Origin of the sequence: Burkholderia sp. BDU5 (genome assembly GCF_001522845.1) — a bacterium.
In the GTDB taxonomy this organism is placed as follows: Bacteria; Pseudomonadota; Gammaproteobacteria; order Burkholderiales; family Burkholderiaceae; genus Burkholderia; species Burkholderia mayonis.
The window spans coordinates 21,478-42,353 of record NZ_LOWC01000085.1; the positions used below are offsets into that span (position 1 = coordinate 21,478).

18 protein-coding genes are annotated in these 20,876 nt (G+C 67.5%); 8 read left to right on the forward strand and 10 right to left on the reverse strand.

Annotated features, from left to right (window positions below; all coding sequences use genetic code 11):
- Positions 1–151 precede the first annotated feature (151 nt).
- Both WS69_RS14635 and WS69_RS14640 read left to right on the forward strand, forming a co-directional pair.
- Positions 152–937, forward strand: coding sequence for an HpcH/HpaI aldolase family protein (locus WS69_RS14635; protein WP_059471473.1), 786 nt, complete (start codon positions 152–154; stop codon positions 935–937).
- Complete coding sequence (locus WS69_RS14640) at positions 934–1,710, forward strand: tetratricopeptide repeat protein (RefSeq protein WP_059471474.1); 777 nt, start codon at positions 934–936, stop codon at positions 1,708–1,710. The genes WS69_RS14635 and WS69_RS14640 overlap by 4 nt, the downstream gene beginning before the upstream one ends.
- Before the next feature lie 231 nt (positions 1,711–1,941).
- Here the strand turns inward: WS69_RS14640 and rodA are convergent, their stop codons facing one another.
- The 5 genes from rodA to WS69_RS14665 all read right to left on the reverse strand — a co-directional run bounded on the left by rodA (position 1,942) and on the right by WS69_RS14665 (position 8,373).
- Positions 1,942–3,090 (reverse strand): rod shape-determining protein RodA, encoded by a 1,149-nt coding sequence (rodA, locus tag WS69_RS14645; RefSeq protein ID WP_059471475.1) that lies wholly within the window; start codon positions 3,088–3,090, stop codon positions 1,942–1,944.
- A gap of 11 nt (positions 3,091–3,101) precedes the next feature.
- Positions 3,102–5,450: a penicillin-binding protein 2 gene (mrdA, locus tag WS69_RS14650; RefSeq protein WP_059471476.1), complete on the reverse strand. Its 2,349-nt coding sequence runs from the start codon at positions 5,448–5,450 to the stop codon at positions 3,102–3,104.
- A 183-nt stretch (positions 5,451–5,633) separates the two neighbouring features.
- On the reverse strand, positions 5,634–6,146 hold the full coding sequence (gene mreD, locus WS69_RS14655) for a rod shape-determining protein MreD (RefSeq protein WP_059471477.1): 513 nt from the start codon (positions 6,144–6,146) through the stop codon (positions 5,634–5,636).
- On the reverse strand, positions 6,143–7,210 hold the full coding sequence (mreC, locus tag WS69_RS14660) for a rod shape-determining protein MreC (RefSeq protein ID WP_059471478.1): 1,068 nt from the start codon (positions 7,208–7,210) through the stop codon (positions 6,143–6,145). Before mreC ends, mreD begins: the two co-directional genes overlap by 4 nt.
- 119 nt (positions 7,211–7,329) lie before the next feature.
- Positions 7,330–8,373 (reverse strand): rod shape-determining protein, encoded by a 1,044-nt coding sequence (locus WS69_RS14665; RefSeq protein ID WP_004189550.1) that lies wholly within the window; start codon positions 8,371–8,373, stop codon positions 7,330–7,332.
- Between the two features lie 364 nt (positions 8,374–8,737).
- On the opposite strand from WS69_RS14665, the gene gatC reads away from it, so the two are divergent.
- The 5 genes from gatC (at position 8,738) to WS69_RS14690 (ending at position 13,900) form a co-directional block, all read left to right on the forward strand.
- The gene (gene gatC, locus WS69_RS14670) at positions 8,738–9,037 is read left to right on the forward strand and encodes an Asp-tRNA(Asn)/Glu-tRNA(Gln) amidotransferase subunit GatC (RefSeq protein WP_059471479.1); all 300 of its coding nucleotides are present in this window, start codon (positions 8,738–8,740) and stop codon (positions 9,035–9,037) included.
- 115 nt (positions 9,038–9,152) lie between these two features.
- A complete protein-coding gene (gene gatA / locus WS69_RS14675; protein WP_059471480.1) occupies positions 9,153–10,643 on the forward strand; it encodes an Asp-tRNA(Asn)/Glu-tRNA(Gln) amidotransferase subunit GatA in 1,491 nt (496 codons plus the stop codon).
- A 2-nt stretch (positions 10,644–10,645) separates the two neighbouring features.
- Entirely contained in the window at positions 10,646–12,133 is a 1,488-nt protein-coding gene (gatB, locus tag WS69_RS14680; RefSeq protein ID WP_059471481.1) for an Asp-tRNA(Asn)/Glu-tRNA(Gln) amidotransferase subunit GatB, read from the forward strand.
- 127 nt (positions 12,134–12,260) lie between these two features.
- Positions 12,261–13,100 (forward strand): PPK2 family polyphosphate kinase, encoded by an 840-nt coding sequence (locus tag WS69_RS14685; RefSeq protein ID WP_059471482.1) that lies wholly within the window; start codon positions 12,261–12,263, stop codon positions 13,098–13,100.
- Positions 13,101–13,129: 29 nt separating this feature from the next.
- Entirely contained in the window at positions 13,130–13,900 is a 771-nt protein-coding gene (locus WS69_RS14690; RefSeq protein ID WP_010100857.1) for an exodeoxyribonuclease III, read from the forward strand.
- A 226-nt stretch (positions 13,901–14,126) separates the two neighbouring features.
- Here the strand turns inward: WS69_RS14690 and WS69_RS14700 are convergent, their stop codons facing one another.
- A complete protein-coding gene (locus tag WS69_RS14700; protein ID WP_059471483.1) occupies positions 14,127–15,191 on the reverse strand; it encodes an NAD(P)-dependent alcohol dehydrogenase in 1,065 nt (354 codons plus the stop codon).
- Between the two features lie 221 nt (positions 15,192–15,412).
- On the opposite strand from WS69_RS14700, the gene WS69_RS14705 reads away from it, so the two are divergent.
- Entirely contained in the window at positions 15,413–16,357 is a 945-nt protein-coding gene (locus tag WS69_RS14705; protein WP_059471484.1) for an AraC family transcriptional regulator, read from the forward strand.
- A 103-nt stretch (positions 16,358–16,460) separates the two neighbouring features.
- On the opposite strand, the gene WS69_RS14710 is transcribed toward WS69_RS14705, so the two are convergent.
- Genes WS69_RS14710 through metX form a run of 4 tightly spaced genes read right to left on the reverse strand, consistent with a single transcriptional unit; the run spans position 16,461 to position 20,594 of the window.
- A complete protein-coding gene (locus WS69_RS14710) occupies positions 16,461–17,525 on the reverse strand; it encodes a M48 family metallopeptidase (RefSeq protein ID WP_059471485.1) in 1,065 nt (354 codons plus the stop codon).
- A complete protein-coding gene (locus WS69_RS14715) occupies positions 17,515–18,828 on the reverse strand; it encodes an AmpG family muropeptide MFS transporter (protein ID WP_059471486.1) in 1,314 nt (437 codons plus the stop codon). The genes WS69_RS14710 and WS69_RS14715 overlap by 11 nt, the downstream gene beginning before the upstream one ends.
- Before the next feature lie 9 nt (positions 18,829–18,837).
- The gene (gene metW, locus WS69_RS14720; protein WP_059471487.1) at positions 18,838–19,452 is read right to left on the reverse strand and encodes a methionine biosynthesis protein MetW; all 615 of its coding nucleotides are present in this window, start codon (positions 19,450–19,452) and stop codon (positions 18,838–18,840) included.
- On the reverse strand, positions 19,449–20,594 hold the full coding sequence (gene metX, locus WS69_RS14725; RefSeq protein ID WP_059471488.1) for a homoserine O-succinyltransferase MetX: 1,146 nt from the start codon (positions 20,592–20,594) through the stop codon (positions 19,449–19,451). The genes metW and metX overlap by 4 nt, the downstream gene beginning before the upstream one ends.
- Between the last annotated feature and the right edge of the window lie 282 nt (positions 20,595–20,876).

The following is a 20,876-nucleotide window of genomic DNA, read 5'->3' on the forward strand; positions in this document are numbered from 1 at the left end:
CCGCGCACCGGCTGCGATCACGGTATGATCGAATCGGCCGCCGCGACGAACGAACCGCGCGCGTCCTTGCGGCTCGGCGCCCACCCGGCGGCAGCCCGCCGCTCCTTCCGAATCGCAGTCCGCTCGTGCGCCGCACGACAGGAGGCCGCCGATGAGCACGCTTACCAATTCCCTGAAGACGCGTCTGAGCGACGGTGACGAGCCGTTGTTCGGCCTGTGGCTCACGCTCGCGAGCGCGGCGGCGACCGAGGCGCTCGCGCATGCCGGCTTCGACTGGCTGTGCATCGACATGGAGCACGCGCCGAACGACAGCCACGACGTCGCCGCGCAGCTGCGTGCGCTCGCGGCCGCGCATCTGCCGAGCGAGCCCGTCGTGCGAGTGCCGGCGCGCGAGCCGTGGCTCGTCAAGCGGGCGCTCGACGCGGGCGCGCGCACGCTGATGTTCCCGAACATCGAAACGGCCGACGACGCCGCGCACGCGGTGCGGCTTACCCGCTTTCAGTCGGCCGACGCGCCGGATGGGCTGCGCGGCGTCGCGGGCGTCGTCCGCGCGGCGGCTTACGGGATGCGGCGCGACTACGTGCAGACCGCGAACGCACAGATCGCGACGATCGTGCAGATCGAATCGGCGCGCGGGATCGACGAGGCCGAGCGGATCGCGGCGACGCCGGGCGTCGATTGCATGTTCGTCGGTCCGGCCGATCTGTCGGCGAGCCTCGGGCATCTCGGCGATACCAAGCATCCGGATGTCGCGACCGCGCTCGAACACGTGCTCGCGGCGGGGCGGCGCGCCGGCGTGCCGGTCGGCATCTTCGCCGCCGACGCGGCCGGTGCGCGCCAGTATCTCGAAGCCGGGTTTCGCGTGATTGCGTTGTCGGCGGATGTCGTGTGGCTGCTGCGCGCGACGCGGCAGGCGCTGCAGGAGGTGCGGGGATGAACGGGAAGAGCCGCCGCGCGCCGACGTTCGCGCGCGCGCGGCGCGCGCTGCAAGACGCGGCGATCGGCGCACTGCTCGCGACGGCGTTCGGCGCGGCGACGGGCGGCGTATTCGCACAGGCGTCGGGCGCGCAGAGGCAGCCGAATCCGGAGCGCGAAACCAACTCGGCGATCGCCGACTACAACGCGGGCAATCTGCGCGCCGCGCTCGTGCAGTTTCACGACGCGGCGACGCGCGGCAACCGTCTCGCCGCGTTCGACTACGCGATGATGCTGATCACGGGTGAAGGCGTGACGGCGAACGTGCCGGAAGGGCTGCGCTGGCTGAAGCGCGCGGCTGACGCGGGCATGTCGCAGGCGCAATATGTGTATGGCCGGATGCTCGACGACGGCGAGTTCGTCGCGCGCGATCCGGCGGCCGCGCACGGCTGGTTCCTGAAGGCTGCGCGGCAAGGGCACGTGCAGGCCGAGCTCGCGCTTGCGAACCAGTTTCTCGACGGACGCGGCACGCCGCGCGACAACCGGCAGGCGTTCGCGTGGTACAAGCGCGCGGCCGACGCGGGCGAGCCGGTTTCGCAATACGTGACGGCGTCGTTCTACGAGCACGGCGGCGACGGCGTCGCGCGCAACCTCAACATCGCCCGCGCATACTACGCGGCGGCCGCCGCGCAAGGCGACGACGCGGCGGCGCTCAAGTATCGGGAGCTGACAGCTGAACTGAAGGCGGGGCCGGGTGGTGCGTTGGCGCCGAAGGTGCCTGGTCCGTCGAACTGATCGGACCGGACGAATTGGCAAACCGCAAACCGCAAACCGCAAACCGCAAACCGCAAACCGCAAACCGGGCTCGCGCAAGGCTGGCGCGCCAGACACGACGCGCGGCAACCGCGACCGACACGGTAGAACGTCGCGAGTCCGCGCGTTCACCGCACCCGGCTCGCTGAACGCCGGCTCGAACGCGAGCCCGAAAGCCGGACATAAAAAGCGGCACATCGCGCGCCGCTTCGATCAACTCTTCATCAGCCGTTTCTGCCGTCCGACGCTCATGATGAGCCCGATGGCGATACCGAGCGTCGTGAGCGCGGTGCCGCCGTAGCTCATGAACGGCAGCGGCACGCCGACGACGGGAAGCACGCCGCTCACCATCCCGATGTTGACGAATGCGTAGACGAAGAACGCGAGCGTGAGCGACCCCGCGAGCAGCCGCCCGAACAGCGTCGCGCCTTGTGCGGCGATGTAGAGCCCGCGCGCGATCAGCGCCATATAGAGCGTGAGCAGCACGATCCCGCCGACGAGCCCGAATTCCTCGGAGAACACCGCGAAGATGAAGTCTGTGTGCTTCTCCGGAATGAATTCGAGGTGGGCCTGCGTGCCCTTCAGATAACCCTTGCCGAGCGGGCCGCCGGAGCCGATCGCGATCACTGCCTGGATCGTGTGGAAGCCCTTGCCGAGCGGATCGGACGTCGGGTCGAGGAGCGTGCAGACGCGGTGCTTCTGGTAGTCGTGCATCAGCGGCCAGACGACTTCGGGCTGGCAGATGCGGTTCTCGAACACGGCGATCGAGCCGACCGCGAGCACGCCGGCGACGAGCACCGGCACGATCAGCTTGTACGACAGCCCCGCGAGATAGATCACGAAGAGGCCTGCCGCGAACACGAGGACGGCGGTGCCGAGGTCCGGCTGTTTCGCGATCAGGCCGACGGGCACCATCAGGATGCCGAACGCGACGACGAAGTCGTACCAGCGCAGGCTGCTTTCGCGTCGCTGGTAGTACCACGCGAGCATCAGCGGCGTCGCGATCTTGAGGATCTCGGACGGCTGGATCACGACGCCGACGTTCAGCCAGCGCTTCGCCCCCTTTTTCGTCATCCCGAACAGCGCGACCGCGACGAGGAGCGCGACGCCGAACGAATAGAGCGGCACGGCGAAGCGCATCAGCGTCTGCGGCGGAATGTTCGCAATCACCCACATCAGCGCGAACGTCAGCAGGATGTTGCGCAACTGGTCTTCGACGCGTCCGGGCATGTCGATGCTCGCGCTGTAGAGCGTGACGATGCCGACGCACAGCAGCAGGAACACGATGAGCGCGAGCGGTCGGTCGAAGCCCGCGAACATCTGCTTGATCTTGTCGAGCGAGGCGCGCTTGTCGAATTGCATGCCTGTCTCCGTTACTCGTCGATGCCGCCCCGCGCCGGCTTCTCGGCGGGGATGGCGCGGTTGTCGTTCCGCGGCGCGGCGGCGGTGATCGCCGCGTCGCTCGCCGGCGCGCGGCGCGGTTTGCGCGTAGGCAGGCGGCGGGCCGCAGGCGGCGTGCTCGCGGCGCTGACGGCCGTCGCGGTTGCGCCTGGAGCGCTGGCCGTTGCGCTCGTCGCGGTGCCGATTGCATGGGGGGCCGCGCGAGTGCCCGCTGCGCCGACGCCGGCATTTGCGTCGCTGGCCGCCGCCCCGCTTGCGCCCGACGCCGCCTCCGCTCCGCTCGCTGCCGCGGGCGGCGTCGGCCGAGGCAGCGCCTTGAACCCGGCCGCAACGCCGACAGGCTTCGTCGCGTCGCCGATCACGGGCGCGTTGACCGGCTCGGTCGCCGACGCGGCCGCCGCGACGGCTGCGGCTTCCGTCGTGGGATTCTTGCGGTCGAGCAGATAGAAATCGAGCACGCGCCGCGCGATCGGGCCTGCGGACTGTGCGCCCCAGCCGCCGTTCTCGACAATCAGCGCGATCGCGATCTGCGGATGGTCGGCGGGCGCGTATGCGATGAAGAGCGCGTGGTCGCGCAGATGCTCGGCAAGCAGGTGGCCGCGGTAGTTGCCGCCCTGCAGCGAGAACACCTGCGCGGTGCCGGTCTTGCCCGCCGCGAGGTACGGCGCGCCGCGGAACACCTTGAACGCGGTGCCGGACGGATTCTCGACGACGTTTTCCATCCCGCGCTTCACGACGTCGAGGTCGCCCTGCTTGAGCGGGATCGCGCCGCTTTCCTTCGGCACGGTCAGATGCCGCTCGCGCGAGATCGGGTTCTCGACCTCTTTCACGAGGTGCGGCTTCATGACGACGCCGTCGTTCGCGAGCGTCGCGGTCGCGTGCGCGAGCTGCAGGATCGTGAACGAGTTGTAGCCTTGTCCGATCCCGAGGCTGATCGTCTCGCCGTCGAACCACTTCTGCTGCGCGGCCTTCTTGAACGTCTTCTTCTTCCATTCGGGCGACGGCAGCACGCCGCGCGCCTCGCCCTGGACGTCGATGCCGGTGATCTGGCCGAATCCGAACGGCTTCATGAAATTCGCGATCGCGGTCACGCCGAGGTCGCGCGCGAGCATGTAGAAATACGTGTCGTTCGACACCATGATCGCCTTGTTCATGTCGACCCAGCCTTGACCCGAGCGCACGTCGTTGCGGAACGTGTGGCCGCCGAACGTGAAGTAGCCGGGGTCCTGGAAGCCCCAGCCCGGCGAGCGCTTGCCGAGCGTCAGGCCTGCGAGCGCCATGAACGGTTTGTACGTCGAGCCGGGCGGATAGGTGCCGTGCAGCGGGCGGTTCAGGAGCGGCTTGTCGGGCGAGTTGTTGAGCTCGTCCCAGGTCTGCTGGTCGATCCCGTCGACGAACGAATTCGGGTCGAAGCTCGGCGACGACACGAACGCGAGCACGTCGCCTGTCTTCGGCTCGATCGCGACGAGCGCGCCGCGTTTGCCGGCGAACGCCTGCTCGGCGACCTGCTGCAGTCCGATGTCGAGCGACAGTACGAGGTTGCTGCCGGGCGTCGCCTGCGTGCGCGACAGCGTGCGCACCGGCCGCCCGCCCGCTGTCACCTCGACTTCCTCGAAGCCCGTGATCCCGTGCAGCTCCGTCTCGTAGCTCTGCTCGACGCCGACCTTGCCGATGTAGTCGGTGCCCTTGTAGTTGTTCGCGTCGCGGCGCGGATCGTAGGTTTCCGGATCGCTGTCGTTCTCGTCGCTCATCGCGTCGATGCGGTCCTGGTCGCGCTTCGAGATCCGGCCGATGTAGCCGATCACGTGCGCGGCCGTTGGGCCGAGCGGATATTGGCGGAACAGGCGCGCGCGCACGTCGACGCCCGGGAAGCGCCAGCGCTGCGCGGTGAAGCGCGCGACTTCGTCGTCGGTCAGGCGCGTTCGGATCGGCAGGCTCTCGAAGTTCTTCGAGTCCTCCTGCAGCTTCTTGAAGCGGCGGCGGTCGCGCGCGTCGATCTGCACGACTTCGGAGAGCGCGTTGATCGTGTTTTCGAGCGTGTCGGTCAGCTTCGACGGCGTGATCTCGAGCGTGTACGCCGAGTAGTTCTTCGCGAGCACGACGCCGTTGCGGTCGGTGATGATCCCGCGGTTCGGGACGATCGGCGCGACCGAGATCCGGTTTTCCTCGGCCTGCAGCGCGTATTTGCCGTGCTGCCAGACCTGCAGGTAGAAGAACCGCGTGGCGAGCAGGCCGAAGCAGACGAACACGAACACGCCCGCCGCCGCGACGCGCAGGCGGAACTTCGAGAGCTGCTGTTGAGTGTCCTTGAATTCGGTCATGCGATTACGGATGAAGGGGCGTGCTTTCCGTCGCTGCGCCGGTGTGTCGGGCGGTGCCGACACGGCGCGCTCGCGCGGGCCGCGCCCACTCGCAGGCCGGCGCGCTGCGGCCGCAAAACGCTAGCGGCGGGCGGGCGGGCGGTCGGCGGGCGTTCAACGTGGAAATCCTGGCGGCGCGGCGCGTCAGATCGGCCGCGTGTCGTCCGGGTCGACCGGACGGCGCTGCGGCATTAGCAGCAGATGGCTCGTGATCGGCCACAGCGCCGCCTCGACGAAACCGTCGACGAGATAGCTCCAGCCGGGAAACGCGGCGCCCATCAGCAGCCGGATCACGAACGGCACGAGCTGCGCGAGCACGAGAAGCGGCGCGACGTAGAAAATTTGCACGCCGAGGGGCAGCCACAGCACGCGCCGGTGGATCGTGATCGCGCCGTACGCGAGCAGCGTGTACGCGAGCGCGTGCTCGCCGAGGAGGCCCGCGTCGTGGACGTCCATCAGGATGCCGAGCATGAACGCGACGCCCATCCCGACCTTGCGCGGCTGGTGGATGTTCCAGAACAGCACGACGAGCGCAACGAAATCGGGCACGCCGGGGATCCGCCCCCACGGCATCAGGTTCAGCAGGAACGCGGCCGCGAGGCTGAAGACGATGAAGTACGGATTGACCGGCTGCAGGATGTACTGAGGGCGGCTCATCGCTGCGCTCCTTGCGACGGCGCGGCCGCGGGTTTGAGCGGGGCGGCGGGCTGCGCCGCGCCGGCCGGGCGGTTCTGGGCGGGCGAGGGCGGTTGCGCGGCGGGCTTCGCACCCTTGTCGGCGCTCTTGTCCGCCGCCTTCGCGTTTTTGTCCGCGCCCTTCGCCGCCTTCTTGCCCTTCGCCGACTTCGCGTCGCTCGCGGCGTCGTCGGTCGCGGGCCGCGGCGGGACGTCGGTGCGGTAGTGCAGCACGAGCATCTCGCGCGCGCCGCGCACCGCGGCGACCGGTGCGCAGACGACGTGCGCGAACGCGGTGTCGGCGAGCTTGTCGACGCGTACGACCTTCGCGACCGGCAGCCCCGGCGGATAGACGCCGTCGAGGCCGCTCGTCACGAGCTCGTCGCCGACGAGCAGGTCGGCGCTCGTCGGCACGAAGCGCAGATCGAGCGCGTCGCCCTTCGGCGTGCCGTAGATCACGCTGCGCAACCCGGTGCGCAGCACCTGGACCGGAATCGCGAGGTCGCGATCGGTGACGAGCGTGACTTCCGACTGCAGCGGGAACACGCGCGTGACCTGGCCGATCACGCCGTCCTCGTTGACGACGGGCGCGCCGTCCTGGATGCCCGCCTGCGCGCCGTGGCCGATGATGATCTTTTGCGAGAACGGGTCGCCAGTGTCGTACTGGATCTCGACGGGCGTCGCCTGCGCGGCGATCTGCTGGCGCAGCTCGAGCACCGCGCGCAGGTGCGCATTGTCGGCAGCGAGCTGGCCTGCCTGGTTCGCCTGCAGCGACAGCGTCAGGTTGCGGTCGCGCAATTGCTGGTTTTCGTGCCGCAGCGACGCGCTCGACGTCGCGAGCTCGGTCGCGCCGACGAACAGGTCGCGCGGCACGAGCGCCGCGCGCTGCAGCGGATAGAGCACGGTGCCGAGGACGCCGCGGACGATTTCGAGTGTGTTGAAGCGCGCGTCCGAGATGAGGAGCGCGATCGCCAGGACGACGAAGAAGGTCAGCCGCGCGAGCGCGGACGGACCTTGTTTGAAGAGGGGCGGCGGACTGTATTCCATGGTCGGCGCCGGGCGCGTGATCGATTTAGATGTTGCTCAGACGCGCGAACGGCGCGGCGGTTCGTTCTAAACGAGCGAGCCGGCCACGCCGCGCGAGCGACATACGGATACCTAGACGATCACTCGTACGAGAAGATGCTGCCGAGCTTGTCCATCCGTTCGAGCGCCATCCCGGAGCCGCGTACGACGCAGGTGAGCGGATCCTCGGCGACGAGCACGGGCAGGCCGGTTTCCTCGGCGAGCAGGCGATCGAGGTCGCGCAGCAGCGCGCCGCCGCCCGTCAGCATCATCCCGCGTTCGGCGATGTCGGCGCCGAGTTCGGGCGGCGTCTGTTCGAGCGCGATCTTCACCGACGACACGATCTGGTTCAGCGGATCGGTGAGCGCCTCGAGGATTTCGTTGCTCGAGATCGTGAAGCTGCGCGGAATGCCTTCCGACAGGTTGCGGCCCTTGACTTCCATTTCCTTGACTTCCGAGCCCGGGAACGCGGAGCCGATTTCCTTCTTGATCGCCTCGGCGGTTTGCTCGCCGATCAGCATCCCATAGTTGCGGCGGATGTAGTTGACGATCGCTTCGTCGAACTTGTCGCCGCCGACGCGCACCGAGCCCTTGTAGACGATGCCGCCGAGCGAGATCACGCCGACCTCGGTCGTGCCGCCGCCGATGTCGACGACCATCGAGCCCGTGGCTTCCGACACCGGCAGGCCCGCGCCGATCGCAGCGGCCATCGGCTCCTCGATCAGGTAGACCTGCGACGCGCCCGCGCCGTGGGCCGCTTCCTTGATCGCGCGGCGCTCGACCTGGGTCGAGCCGCACGGCACGCAGATGATGATGCGCGGCGACGGCGAGAACATCCGCGATTCGTGCGCAGTCTTGATGAACTGCTTGATCATCTGCTCGGTGACCGTGAAGTCGGCGATCACGCCGTCTTTCATCGGACGGATCGCCTCGATGTTGCCGGGCACCTTGCCGAGCATCTGCTTCGCTTCCTTGCCGACCGCTTGAATCGTTTTCTTGCCGTTCGGGCCGCCTTCCTGGCGGATCGACACGACGGACGGCTCGTCGAGCACGATGCCCTTGCCGCGCATGTAGATCAGGGTGTTTGCGGTGCCGAGATCGATCGCGAGATCGTTGGAAAAATAGCTGCGCAAAAAGCCGAACATTCAGAATCCTGTTTCGCTCTGGGGCCGGCCCTATGCGAACATGACGCGAAGGGCGGCAGCGGAAAAAATAACAGCCTCGGATCGGGCGGGAGCGGCCGCTCGGAAGCGCGAAGCTGCGAGTGAAATCTTCCGGGACCGGCGCGAAGCCCGCGCGGCTTCGTCAAAGCGGCGGCGGCGCGGCAAAGGCAGTCCGGGTCTGGGTCGAACGCGTAATGATACCTTATAATTTCGCAGTATTTGAATCGAAACGGGCGGTATTTTCGCCGCTTCGTCCCCGATTTTTGAGGGTTCGATCGAGTCCTCCAACCCCCTGACGCAACGCAAGTTTCACGCTGCGCCAAGCCCTTGTTTTTCCGGTGACCGCATGGCTTTGACCCTGACCGATGTGAAACGCATCGCGCACCTGGCGCGGCTCGAAATGGCCGACGCCGACGCCGAGCATACGCTTACCCAGCTCAACGAATTCTTCAGCCTCGTCGAGCAGATGCAGGCCGTCGATACGACGGGCGTCGCGCCGCTCGCGCACCCGATCGAGCAGATCCAGGCCGTCGCGCAGCGGCTGCGCGACGACGCCGTCACGGAACACGTGAGCCGCGACGAGAATCAGCGCCCGGCCCCGGCTGTCCAGGACGGCCTCTACCTCGTGCCGAAGGTGATCGAGTAAGCGCCCGATTCGGGCCGCGGCCCCAGCAGCCGGCCTCGCCGGCCCGTTTCGTCAGCTTGTTCGCCCGGGCGCGCGCCGTTGCCGCGCGCGCCGAAGAATCCAGGAAACCCACGCAATGCACGCAAAAAGCCTGACCGAACTGCGCGCCGCGCTCGATGCCAAGGAATGCTCGGCCGTCGAGCTTGCGCAGCACTATTTGAAACGGATCGACGCCGCGCGCGATCTGAACGCGTTCGTCCACGTCGACGCGGATCTCACGCTCGCGCAGGCGAAGGCGGCCGACGCCGCGCTCGCGCAAGGCGCCGCCGGCCCGCTCGCCGGCCTGCCGATCGCCCACAAGGACGTATTCGTCACGCGCGGCTGGCGCTCGACCGCCGGCTCGAAGATGCTCGCGAACTACACGAGCCCGTTCGACGCGACCGTCGTCGCGCGCCTCGCGAAGGCGGGCATGGTCACGCTCGGCAAGACCAACATGGACGAGTTCGCGATGGGCTCGTCGAACGAGAACTCCGCGTTCGGCCCGGTGAAGAACCCTTGGGACACGAACGCGGTGCCGGGCGGCAGCTCGGGCGGCAGCTCGGCTGCGGTCGCCGCGCGCCTCGCGCCCGCCGCGACCGGCACCGACACCGGCGGCTCGATCCGCCAGCCGGCGTCGTTCGCCGGCGTGACGGGCATCAAGCCGACGTACGGCCGCGTGTCGCGCTACGGGATGATCGCGTTCGCGTCGTCGCTCGACCAGGGCGGCCCGATCGCGCGGAGCGCCGCCGACTGCGCGCTCCTGCTGAACGCGATGGCGGGCTTCGACGAGCGCGACTCGACGAGCCTCGAGCGCGCCGATGAGGACTATACGCGCGACCTCGGCAAGACGTGGTCGGCCGACGCCGACGCGGGCAAGCCGCTCGCCGGCCTGCGCATCGGCTTGCCGAGCGAATACTTCGGCGCGGGTCTCGCCGACGACGTGCGCGCCGCGATCGACGCCGCGCTCAAGCAGTACGAAGCGCTCGGCGCGACGCTCGTGCCGGTGTCGCTGCCGAAGACCGAGCTGTCGATCCCCGTTTATTACGTGATCGCACCGGCGGAAGCGTCGTCGAACCTGTCGCGTTTCGACGGCGTGCGCTACGGCCACCGCGCGGCCGAGTACCGCGATCTGCTCGACATGTACAAGAAGTCGCGCGCCGAGGGCTTCGGGCCGGAAGTGAAGCGCCGGATTCTCGTCGGCACGTACGTGCTGTCGCACGGCTATTACGATGCGTATTACCTGCAGGCGCAGAAGATCCGCCGGATCATCGCGCAGGATTTCCAGGAGGCGTTCAAGCAGTGCGACGTGATCATGGGTCCGGCGTCGCCGACCGTCGCGTGGGACCTCGGCGCGAAGGGCGACGATCCCGTCCAGATGTACCTCGCGGACATCTACACGCTGTCGGTGAGCCTCGCCGGCCTGCCCGGCATGAGCGTGCCGTGCGGCTTCGGCGCGGGCGCGAATGCAAAGCGCCCGGTCGGTCTGCAGATCATCGGCAACTATTTCGACGAAGCCAGGATGCTGCAGGTCGCCGACGCGTTCCAGCGCGCGACCGACTGGCACGAACAGAAACCGGCAGGAGTGTGAGCATGACCCAGTGGGAAGTCGTTATCGGCCTCGAGACGCACGCGCAGCTGTCGACCGTCTCGAAGATTTTCTCGGGCGCGTCGACGCAGTTCGGCGCGGAACCGAACACGCAGGCCTGCCCGGTCGATCTCGCGCTGCCGGGCGTGCTGCCGGTACTGAACCGCGGCGCGGTCGAGCGGGCGATCCGCTTCGGCCTCGCGATCGGCGCGACGGTGGCGTCACGCAGCGTCTTCGCGCGCAAGAATTATTTCTATCCGGATCTGCCGAAGGGCTATCAGATCAGCCAGTACGAGATCCCCGTCGTGCAGGGCGGCCAGATCACGATCCAGGTGCCCGCCAATGAGAAGGCCGGCAAGGAAGCGTATTCGAAGACGGTCAACCTGACGCGCGCGCACCTCGAGGAGGATGCCGGCAAGTCGCTGCACGAGGACTTCGCGGGGATGACGGGCATCGACCTGAACCGCGCGGGCACGCCGCTCCTCGAGATCGTCACCGAGCCGGAAATGCGCAGCGCGGCCGAGGCGGTCGCGTACGCGAAGGCGCTGCACGGCCTCGTCATGTGGCTCGGCATCTGCGACGGCAACATGCAGGAAGGCTCGTTCCGCTGCGACGCGAACGTGTCGGTGCGTCCGGTCGGCCAGGAGAAGTTCGGCACGCGCGCCGAGATCAAGAACCTGAACTCGTTCCGCTTCCTCGAGGAAGCAATCAACTACGAGGTGCGTCGCCAGATCGAGCTGATCGAGGACGGCGGCGAAGTCGTGCAGGAAACGCGTCTGTACGATCCGGACAAGCGCGAGACGCGCTCGATGCGCAGCAAGGAAGACGCGCACGACTACCGCTACTTCCCCGATCCGGACCTGATGCCGCTCGTGATCGGCGCGGATTGGATCGCGCGCGTGAAGGGCGGGATGCCCGAGTTGCCGGCCGCGATGCAGCAGCGCTTCGTCGAGCAGTACGGCGTGTCCGCGTACGACGCCGGCGTGCTGACGTCGAGCAAGGCGATGGCCGAGTATTTCGAGGCAGTGGTCGCGAAGGTCGGCGCGGCAACCGCCGACGGCGCGAACGCGAAGATCGCGGCGAACTGGCTGATGGGCGACGTATCGTCGCAGCTCAACCGCGACGGCATCGACATCGACGCGTGCCCGGTGTCCGCGGCGCAGCTCGCGCTCGTGCTGCAGCGCATCGCCGACGGCACGATCTCGAACAAGATCGCGAAGGAAATCTTCGTGACGATCTGGGACGAGAAGGCGGCCGACGAAGGCGCAGCCGACCGAATCATCGAAGCGAAGGGCCTGAAGCAGATCTCCGACACGGGCGCGCTCGAAGCGATCATCGACGAGGTGCTCGCCGCGAACGCGAAGTCGGTCGAGGAGTTCCGCGCGGGCAAGGAAAAGGCGTTCAACGCGCTCGTCGGCCAAGCGATGAAGGCGACGAAGGGCAAGGCGAACCCGCAGCAGGTCAACGAGCTCTTGAAGAAGAAGCTCGGCTGAGCGGCCGCCGCCGGATTGAAACCGTACCGATGCAAGCGGGCCGCCGCCGAACCGGCGTTCGGGGCGGCCCGCTCGCATTTCGCGAGGCGCAAGGGCCGCGCTTCGTGCAACACGACAGGAGGTGTCGATGGCCAAGCAACCGTCGCTCGACGACTACCGCGTGCCGTATCACACGCGCGAAAAAGAAGCCGCCGCGTTCGCGCTCGATGCGTTCGAACCGGCCGCGAAGCCGTTTTCCGGTGGAACGAAGGAAACCGACCGCGAGCGGCTGTCCGCCGTCGCGTTGCAGCTCGACACGCTGCAGGAGCGTCTGCACACGCAGCAGCACAAGCGGATGCTGCTCGTGCTGCAAGGGATGGACACGAGCGGCAAGGACGGCACGATGCGGGCGGTGTTCCACGAAGTCGACCCGCTCGGGCTGCGCATCGCATCGTTCAAGGCGCCGACGCCCGTCGAGCTCGCGCACGACTTCCTCTGGCGCGTGCATGCGCAGGCGCCTGCCGCGGGCGAGCTGACGATCTTCAATCGCAGCCATTACGAGGATGTGCTCGTGCCCCGCGTGACGGGCGCGATCGACAAGGCCGAGTGCGAGCGGCGCTACAAGCAGATCCGCCAGTTCGAGGAGATGCTCGCCGAATCCGGCACGCGGGTCGTCAAGTGCTTCCTGCATATCTCGAAGGACGAGCAGCGCGCGCGGCTGCAGGCGCGCATCGACGATCCGAACAAGCACTGGAAGTTCGATATTTCGGACCTCGAAGCGCGCAAGCACTGGGATGCGTATCAGGCCGCGTATCGCGACGCGCTCGCCGCGACGTCCGCCGAGCATGCGCCGTGGTACGTGATCCCGGCCGATTCGAAGACGCATCGCAACGTGATGATCGCCGAGCTGCTGCTGCGCGAGCTGACCGCGATGAAGCTCGAATTTCCTCCCGCGAAGCCCGAGCTTGCGGGCATCAAGATCCAATAAACCGCAACGAATTCACTGGACGGAACATCATGCTGCGTGTCATCACCGCGAATCTGAACGGCATCCGCTCGGCCGCGAAGAAAGGCTTTTTCGACTGGCTCGGCGAGCAGAACGCCGACTGCGTCTGCGTGCAGGAAATCAAGGTGTCGGCGGACGATCTGCCCGCCGAGTTCGTCGAGCCGCACGGCTTCAGGAGCTACTTCCACCATGCCGAGAAGAAGGGCTACAGCGGCGCGGGCCTTTACCTGCGCCGCGAGCCGGACGACGTGATCATCGGCTATGGCAGCAGTGAATTCGATTCGGAAGGCCGCTATGTCGAGGCGCGCTTCGGCAAGCTGTCGGTCGTGTCGGTGTACGTGCCGTCCGGATCGAGCGGCGACGAGCGCCAGCAGGCGAAGTACCGCTTCATGGACGAATTCATGCCGCATCTCGCCGAGCTGAAGGCGAAGCGCGAGGTGATCCTGTGCGGCGACGTGAACATCGTTCACAAGGAAATCGACATCAAGAACTGGAAGAGCAACCAGAAGAACTCCGGTTGCCTGCCGGAAGAGCGCGCGTGGCTCACGAAGCTGTTCGACGACGTGGGCTACGTCGACGTGTTCCGCACGCTCGATGCGCGTCCCGAGCAGTACACGTGGTGGAGCAATCGCGGCCAGGCGTATGCGAAGAACGTCGGGTGGCGGATCGATTACCAGATCGCGACGCCGGGCATTGCCGGCACCGCGAAGCGCACGTCGATCTTCCGCGACATCAAGTTCAGCGACCACGCGCCGCTCACGGTCGACTACGACTACAAGTAACGCGACGCGTCGCGGCGAATGCGCGGCAGCTCCGCATGGGCCGGCCGGGCGGCCGCCGCGATTCGCGACGACGAAAAAACGGGTCGCGTTTGCGGCCCGTTTCCGTTGCGCGGCTTGCTTGCGTCGCGGCGCGTACGGGCACGGGCACGGCGTTGCGATCTGTGCGCAAAACGCACGGCGATCGCTCGGCGCGTCGACGCGAGCACGCCGAGCACACCGTCGCCCGCTAAGCCGAGCGCTTCGACGCAATCGACCCGATGTCGATCACGAAGCGGTACTTGACGTCGCTCTTCAGCATCCGCTCGTAGGCTGCGTTGATCTGGGCCATCGGAATCACTTCGATGTCCGACGTGATTCCGTGCTGTGCGCAGAAATCGAGCATCTCCTGCGTCTCGGCGATCCCGCCGATCAGCGAGCCCGCGAGGCGGCGGCGCTTGCGGATCAGGTTGAACACCTTCGGCGACGGATGGTCGTGCTCCGGTGCGCCGACGAGCGTCATCGTGCCGTCGCGCATCAGCAGGTCGAGGAACGGATTCAGATCGTGCTGCGCGGCGACCGTGTTCAGGATGAAGTCGAAGCTGTTCAGATGCGCGTGCATCTGCGCTTCGTCCTTCGAGATCACGACCTCGTGCGCGCCGAGCCGCTTGCCGTCGTCGATCTTCGACGGCGACATCGTGAACAGCACGACGTGCGCGCCCATCGCGCGCGCGAGCTTCACGCCCATGTGGCCCAAGCCGCCCAGGCCGACGATGCCGACTTTCTTGCCGGGCCCCGCGCCCCACTGGCGCAGCGGCGAATACGTCGTGATGCCCGCGCAGAGGAGCGGCGCCGCGCCCGCGGGATCGAGCGTGTCGGGCACGCGCAGCACGAACGCCTCGTCGACGACGATTTGCGTCGAGTAGCCGCCGAGCGTGACGTCGCCCGTCGCGCGATCGCGGCCGTTGTAGGTGCCGACGGAACCGTTCTCGCAAAACTGCTCGAGCCCTTCCGCACAGCTCGGGCACGCGCGGCACGAATCGACGAGACAGCCGACGCCGACCAGCTCGCCCGCGTTGAAGCGCGTGACTTGCGGACCGACGGCCGTCACGCGGCCGACGATCTCATGCCCCGGCACGACCGGGTAAACCGTGTTCTTCCATTCGTTGCGGGCCTGGTGGAGATCGGAGTGGCAGACGCCGCAGTAGAGGATCTCGATCTGCACGTCGAGATCGCGCAGCGCGCGGCGCTGGAATTCGAACGGCGCAAGCGGCGTCGTGGCGCTCGCTGCCGCGTAAGCGTAAGTCGTGCTCATGAGGGCTCCTGACTCGAAAAAGACGTGTGCCGTGCGCGGCCCGCGGAATGCAGCGGTGCAGCGGCACGGGAGCACATCGTAAGCACGCGGGTAGACACGAGGAATACCTGAAGATCTTGAATCTTTGCCTATTTCTCTTGAATTTCGAGCTGGGTGCGGAAAAAGGGCTTTTCCGGTGCTAGATTGCAAGCCTGATTCTCTTGCAGTCCGAAGGACGTCCGATGAGCTTCGAGCCCTTTTCCCCTGATGGCGGCGCGCATCTGCAGCGTCGCATCATTACGCTGTTCGATCAGCTCGCGCCGAACGAAGGCTATACGTACGCGGATCTCGACGGCGTGCGCTTCATCCGCGCGAACCGGCGGGTGCCGCGGATGCCGGTGCTGTACGAGCCGAGCATCGTCGTCGTGTGCCAGGGGCGCAAGCGAGGCTATCTCGGCGAGCGGGCCTTCGTCTACGACGCGCAGCAGTATCTCGTGCTGTCGGTGCCGTTGCCGTTCGAATGCGAGACCTTTGCGACGCGGGAAGAGCCGTTTCTCGCCATTTCGATCCGTATCGATCTCGCGGTGATCGCCGAGCTCGCGATCCTGCTGGACGAGACGCACGGCGCGTCGGTCAGCGAGCCGCGCGGCATCTATTCGACGCCGCTCGACGCACCGCTCGCCGACGCGGTGCTGCGCCTGCTCGAAGCGCTCGCGTCGCCTGCCGACACGCGTGTGCTTGGGCCGGCGATCATGCGCGAGATCGGCTATCGTGTGCTGACGGGCGCGCAAGGCAACGCGATCCGCGCGGCGCTCGCGCAGCAGCATCACTTCGGGCGCGTGGCGAAGGCGCTGCGGCGAATCCACGCGGACTTGAGCAGCGAGCTCGATGTCGAGATGCTCGCGAGCGAAGCGGGGATGAGCCTCGCCGTGTTCCACGCGCAGTTCAAGAGCGTGACGGCGACGTCGCCGATGCAGTACGTGAAGGCGACGCGACTGCATCACGCGCGGCTGATGATGGTGCAGGACGGACTGAGCGCGGGCGCGGCGGCGGCGCGCGTCGGCTACGCGAGCGCGTCGCAGTTCAGCCGCGAGTTCAAGCGCCTGTTCGGGCGCAGCCCGAGCGACGAAGTGCGCTGGGTGCAAGCGGGCGGCCGGCAGCCGCTCGAGCTCGATACGGCGGAGTGACGGGCGAAGCGAACGCGCGAGCGAATGTCGCGACCGGTTGGCCGGAGCGGGCCGATCACGCGAGCCGCAGGTTCGACGCGGCGCGCCGTCGACACGCCGGTGTTCAGCGATTCGCCGCGGCGGCGCCGTGCTGCTTCGCGCCGGCTGCGGCGCCCGCCCCCGCGACGTTCGCACGCGCATCGGCGTTCTTGTCGAGCGCCTTCTTGTAGAGCGGCATCAGGTCGGCGAGGCGCTTGCGCAGATCGTTGCGGCGCCGCGTGTCGTATGGATGCGCGTAGATGAATCCGTTGTCCTTGTCGGCGCGGGTCGCGACCGCGAGCTTGTCCCACAGCGTGATCGCCGCGCGCGGATCGAAGCCCGCGCGCGAGGCGATGTCGCCGCCGATCACGTCGGCTTCGGTTTCGTCGGTCGGGCCGTAGCGGACCGACGCGAAGCGCTCGACGACGCCAAGCGGCGCGGGCAGCGGGTCCGACAGTCCGAAGAGCGGCGGCAGCGGGGTCGCGCCGGTGCCGAGCGACGCGGCCTGTTGCTCGCCGAGGCTCGAGCGCGCGTGCTCGCGCAGCGCGTGCGCGATCTCGTGCGCGAACAGCACGCCGAGTTCGTCGTCGGTGAGACGCAGCCGGTCGAGGAGCCCGCTGTCGACGAGCACCTTGCCGCCCGGCAGGCAGAAGGCGCGAATCGAGCGCGAGCGCAGCACCTCGATTTCCCAGTTCCAGCCCTTCACGCGGTCGCTCCACTTGACCGCATACGGTGCGAGCCGGGTGACGATCGCGCGCAGCCGCTTCACGCGCGGGTTGTTCGGCGGCAGGAGGCGGTCGCGCTGCGCGGCATCCTGCACGGTCTGCCGGTATTCGTTGTCGGTCAGCTGCTCGAGGAGCGGCGACGGAATCAGGCTGCGGAACACGATCGCGTTGCCGTAGCGCACCTGCTGGTCGCCGAGCCCGTACGACCGGGCATTGCCGGCTGCGGGCGCTGCGGCCGGAGCAGCTGCCGGGGCTGCGGGCGGTGCGCTCGGCGTCGGCGGCGCGGAGGACGGCGTGCCGTTTTCGGCGACGAGCATCGGCTCGGCCATGCACAGCTCGAGCCCGCCCGCCGGACCCGCGACACCGAGCGCGACGCCGCCCACGAACGTGAGCGCGGCGCGGGCGGTGCGCAGCTTAGCCCGCACGGGCGGCCTCGTTGCCAGTCGTGCTGCCGTTCCACGGCGCGATCTTCAGCAACAGCAACATGCCGGGAATGCCGAGCGCCGCGCAGACGAGGAAGTAGTCGAACCAGCCGATCTGCGACACGATGAAGCCGCTCGACGCCGACGCGAGCGTGCGCGGCACCGACGCGAGGCTCGTGAAGAGCGCGAACTGCGTCGCGGTGTAGCGCGGGTCGGTCGTGCTCGCGATGTACGCGGTGAACGCGGCGAGCGTGAGGCCTGTCGAGAACGTCTCGAAGCCGTAGATGGCCGCCATCAGCACGGGATCCGGGCCCGCCTTCGCGAGCCACGCGAAGCCGAGCGTCGACACGATCTGCAGGACGCCGAAGATCCAGAGCCCGCGCGCGATCCCGATCTTCACGAGCCACACGCCGCCGATGATGCCGCCCGCGAGGCTTGCCCAGAACGCGGTCGTCTTCGCGATCACACCGATCTGCGTCTTGTTGAAGCCGAGGTCGAGGAAGAACGAGGTCGACAGCGTCGTCGCCATCGTATCGCCGACCTTGTAGAGGAAGATGAAGCCGAGCACGAGCAGGGCGCCGCGCCAGCCGTCGCGGCCGATGAACTCGCGAAACGGCAAGACCACTGCTTCCGTCAGGCTCCTCGGCGGCGCGCCGTGCACTTCCGGCTCGCGCACGACGAACGTCATCACGATGCCGGGCAGCATAAACGCGGCGGTGAGCGCGAACACGACGTCCCACGGCAGATGATCGGACAGGATCAGCGACAGCGAGCCGGGAATCAGCGCGGCGATCTTGTAGGCATTCACGTGCACCGCGTTGCCGAGGCCCTGCTCCGTGTCGCGCAGCAGTTCGCGGCGGTACGCGTCGATCACGATGTCGGCGCTCGCGCCGAAGAACGCGACGAGCGTCGTCAAGGCGGCGACCGTCCAGATCGATTCGCGCGGCGACACGAAGCCGAGCGCCGCGATCGCGCACGCGACCAGCAACTGCGTGACGACCATCCAGCCGCGCCGCCGACCGGGCCGCCAGCCTGGCAGGCGCGGGATGAAGCGGTCCATCAGCGGCGCCCACAGGAACTTCCATGTGTAGGGGAACTGAATCAGCGCGAAGAGGCCGATTTCCTTCAGGTTTACGCCTTCCGAGCGCAGCCAGGCTTGCACGAGGTAGACGAGCGTGAAGAGCGGCAGTCCCGACGTGAAGCCGAGAAAGACGCAAATCAGCATGTGCGTGTTCAGATAGGCGCGCCAGCCCGGGTGGTCCTCGTGGGCGTTGAGGGTGGGCGCGTCGTGCGGCGGTTTGGTCATCGAACGATACTAGGGTTGTCTCCGCTTGACGCGGTAGACCGCAAGACTACCACGCCAGTTCACTCCCCATCGAATCGGCTGCCCTTCGTGCAGCACCGCGCGATCGAGGATCTCGACGCCGACCTCCGGCGCGAGCGCTTCGAAATCCTTGATGGTCAGCACCCGCACGTTCGGCGTGTTGTGCCATTGATAAGGCAGCGATTTCGACACCGGCATGCGCCCGCGCAGCACCGACAGCCGGTGCGCCCAATAGCCGAAGTTCGGGAACGACACGATGCATTCGCGGCCGACGCGCGCCGTCTCGCGCAGGATCGCGGCCGTCTGGTGAATCGTCTGCAGCGTCTGCGACAGGATTGCGAAATCGAAGCTGTGGTCTTCGAAAAGACGCAGACCGTCCTCGAGGTTTTGCTGGATCACGTTGATGCCGTTCTTCACGCTCGCGAGCACGCCGGCGTCGTTGATTTCCACGCCGTAGCCGGACACTTCGAGTTCTTCGGTCAACAGCGACAGCAGCGACCCGTCGCCGCAGCCGAGATCGAGCACCGTCGAGCGCGGCTCGACCCAGCGCGCGATCGCGCGAAAGTCCGCGCGCGCGGACAGCATGTTCAGCGCTTGTTGATTCATGCGCCCACCTCCTCGGCAATCCGTTCGTAATAGGCGCGCACCAGGTTGTGATAGCGCGCGTCGTCGAGCAGGAACGCGTCGTGCCCGTGCGGCGCATCGATCTCCCCGTACGACACCAAGCGCCGGTTGTCGAGCAGCGCCTTCACGATCTCGCGCGAGCGCACGGGCGCGAAGCGCCAGTCGGTCGCGAAGCTCACGACGAGGTACTTCGCCGTCGTGTGTGCGAGCGCCGCTGTCAGGTTGCCGCCGAACGCCTTTGCAGGATCGAAGTAGTCGAGCGCGCGCGTGATGAGCAGGTAGGTGTTCGCATCGAAGTAGTCGGCGAATTTGTCGCCCTGGTAGCGCAGGTACGACTCGACTTCGAATTCGACGTCGAAGTTGAAGTTGTACGCGTCGAGCGCGCCGTCCGCGCGGCGCAGCGCGCGCCCGAATTTCTCGGCCATGTCGTCGTCGGACAAATACGTGATGTGGCCGATCATCCGCGCGACGCGCAGGCCACGCCGCGGCTTCACGCCGTGCGCGTAATAGTCGCCGCCGTGGAAATCCGGGTCCGACAGGATCGCCGAGCGCGCGACCTCGTTGAACGCGATGTTCTGCGCGGACAGCTTTGGCGTCGACGCGATGTCGATGCAGTGCGCGACGCGCTCCGGATACAGCAGGCTCCACGCGAGCGCCTGCATTCCGCCGAGGCTGCCGCCCATCACCGCGGCGAAGCGCTCGATGCCGAACGCGTCGGCGACGCGCGCCTGCGTGTGCACCCAGTCCTCGACCGTCACGACCGGAAAGCGCGCGCCGTACGGCGCGCCTGTCGCGGGATCGATGCTCATCGGTCCGGTCGAGCCGAAACACGAGCCGAGATTGTTCACGCCGATCACGAAGAAGCGGTTCGTATCGAGCGGCTTGCCCGGTCCGACCATGTTGTCCCACCAGCCGGTGCTGCGCGGATCGTCCGCATGGACGCCCGCGACGTGGTGCGACGCGTTGAGCGCGTGGCAGACGAGCACCGCGTTCGAGCGCGCAGCGTTGAGCTCGCCGTAGGTCTCGACGACGAGTTGATAGCTGCCGAGCACGCTGCCGCTTTGCAGGCGCAGCGGTTCGGCGAAATGCATGGTTTGTGGAGCGACGATGCCGATCGATTCCATTCGTTCCGCCTTATGACTGGGCGGCTAAATGGGGTTGTCGGGCGTGCGCGGGAAGCGGGGAGCCGGCTGACGACCTCTTTAGCCGCATTTGTAGTGAACCGCCGGGACGCAGCCCCGGCCAGTTCGCGCGCCCGCAATCGAGTCAGCAAATCGGCGCGCTTCCCGAGCGTCACCGAAAGGCGGCGACGACAGTCGGGCAAGTATAACGGAAAAACTTCAGTGTCGCGGCGATGCGCGGACGCGGCCCATGGTCGGGGCGGGCGTGATCGAGGCGCGGGCGGT

Coding starts and splice junctions, on each gene's coding strand:
- WS69_RS14690 (WP_010100857.1), top strand. CDS start 13,130: ATGCTGCGTGTCATCACCGCGAATCTGAACGGCATCCGCTCGGCCGCG.
- WS69_RS14715 (WP_059471486.1), bottom strand. CDS start 18,828: ATGACCAAACCGCCGCACGACGCGCCCACCCTCAACGCCCACGAGGAC.
- gatB (WP_059471481.1), top strand. CDS start 10,646: ATGACCCAGTGGGAAGTCGTTATCGGCCTCGAGACGCACGCGCAGCTG.
- WS69_RS14640 (WP_059471474.1), top strand. CDS start 934: ATGAACGGGAAGAGCCGCCGCGCGCCGACGTTCGCGCGCGCGCGGCGC.
- gatC (WP_059471479.1), top strand. CDS start 8,738: ATGGCTTTGACCCTGACCGATGTGAAACGCATCGCGCACCTGGCGCGG.
- metX (WP_059471488.1), bottom strand. CDS start 20,594: ATGGAATCGATCGGCATCGTCGCTCCACAAACCATGCATTTCGCCGAA.
- rodA (WP_059471475.1), bottom strand. CDS start 3,090: ATGCAATTCGACAAGCGCGCCTCGCTCGACAAGATCAAGCAGATGTTC.
- WS69_RS14665 (WP_004189550.1), bottom strand. CDS start 8,373: ATGTTCGGCTTTTTGCGCAGCTATTTTTCCAACGATCTCGCGATCGAT.
- WS69_RS14685 (WP_059471482.1), top strand. CDS start 12,261: ATGGCCAAGCAACCGTCGCTCGACGACTACCGCGTGCCGTATCACACG.
- mreD (WP_059471477.1), bottom strand. CDS start 6,146: ATGAGCCGCCCTCAGTACATCCTGCAGCCGGTCAATCCGTACTTCATC.
- metW (WP_059471487.1), bottom strand. CDS start 19,452: ATGAATCAACAAGCGCTGAACATGCTGTCCGCGCGCGCGGACTTTCGC.
- WS69_RS14700 (WP_059471483.1), bottom strand. CDS start 15,191: ATGAGCACGACTTACGCTTACGCGGCAGCGAGCGCCACGACGCCGCTT.
- WS69_RS14705 (WP_059471484.1), top strand. CDS start 15,413: ATGAGCTTCGAGCCCTTTTCCCCTGATGGCGGCGCGCATCTGCAGCGT.
- gatA (WP_059471480.1), top strand. CDS start 9,153: ATGCACGCAAAAAGCCTGACCGAACTGCGCGCCGCGCTCGATGCCAAG.
- mreC (WP_059471478.1), bottom strand. CDS start 7,210: ATGGAATACAGTCCGCCGCCCCTCTTCAAACAAGGTCCGTCCGCGCTC.
- WS69_RS14635 (WP_059471473.1), top strand. CDS start 152: ATGAGCACGCTTACCAATTCCCTGAAGACGCGTCTGAGCGACGGTGAC.
- mrdA (WP_059471476.1), bottom strand. CDS start 5,450: ATGACCGAATTCAAGGACACTCAACAGCAGCTCTCGAAGTTCCGCCTG.